Origin of the sequence: Streptomyces sp. NPDC002130, assembly GCF_040296465.1 — a bacterium.
GTDB lineage: Bacteria > Actinomycetota > Actinomycetes > Streptomycetales > Streptomycetaceae > Streptomyces.
In genome coordinates, this window is record NZ_JBEOXI010001083.1 from 1 (window position 1) to 1,165 (window position 1,165).

The window sequence follows — 1,165 nt, forward strand, 5'->3', positions numbered from 1 at the left end:
GTAGGTCCGAATCCGAGCAGCGTGGCGATGGACGCCGGAATCGCCAGGGCGAGTGCGACTCGAACAGCTCCTGGATACCGGTTTCCCACCGGCGGCAATCCGAACAGGACGCTGCGCGCCGGCCGCGGTGCCGGGAGGCTGGACTCGTGACCCGCTGATGTTTCTTCGGGGTCCACTGCCCATCCTTCGCGCCGGCCTGTTCGTGTCTGTGTCGTCCTATTCTTGCGGGCGGGCGACGTGGCATTCGAGGCGGGTCTGGAGGTCGATTCGACCAGCCCCTTATTGACACACCGTCAACAGTGTGGATGATAGGTGAGGTCAGATCCGCTCGCGGGTCGCACTTCATCGATCGGGAGAAATCACGATGACGCAAGGATCAACCGCAGTCGCTGCAACCCGGACCACAGAACGACGGTCCCCGTGGATGGACGACGAATTGGAGTCCGTTGGCGACCTGGCGAGGAACTTCTTCGCCAAACACGTGACACCGCACCAGAAACGCTTCGCGGACCAGGGTTTTCCCGACAAGTCTGCATATCGGGAACTCGGGACACTCGGGCTCGCCGGCATGTCGATCCCCACCGAGTACGGCGGCGGAGGAGGAACTTTCGCACACGACGCCGTCCTGTTTCACGAGCAGGTGATGGCAGGTGATCATTCACTCCAACTCGGTGTGCACTCGGGAATCGTGCCGCACTACCTCAATGCCTACGCCGATCACGAGCACAAACTGCGCTGGTTACCGAAGTTGGTGAGCGGCGAATGGGTGGGCGCAATCGCCATGACCGAGCCCGGCACCGGATCCGACTTGCAGAACATCACCACCCGAGCCGTCCGCGACGGTGACGACTATCTGATCAGCGGCGCAAAGACCTTCATCTCCAACGGTCGCAATTGTGATCTGGTGATCATTGCCGCCAAGACCGATCCCAGCCTCGGAGCGCGTGGAGTGTCGCTCATCGTGGCCGAGGTCGATGACAACACACCGGGTTTCGAGCGCGGGCGAATACTCGAGAAGGTCGGACAGAAGGGCCAGGACACCACCGAGTTGTTCTTCGACGGCTTGCGCGTGCCGGTGACAAACCTGCTCGGGTCGGGGAGCCGCCCATGTCGTGCACGGACGACGCGTCCTCCGCGTCCCGCCTGAGGGCCTCGATGAGGGCCT

The 1,165-nt window shown here is 62.7% G+C and carries 1 protein-coding gene; it reads left to right on the forward strand.

What is annotated here, in order from left to right; all coding sequences use genetic code 11:
- Positions 1-424: 424 nt before the first annotated feature.
- A complete protein-coding gene (locus tag ABT116_RS48600; RefSeq protein ID WP_351647958.1) occupies positions 425-1,147 on the forward strand; it encodes an acyl-CoA dehydrogenase family protein in 723 nt (240 codons plus the stop codon).
- Positions 1,148-1,165 lie beyond the last annotated feature (18 nt).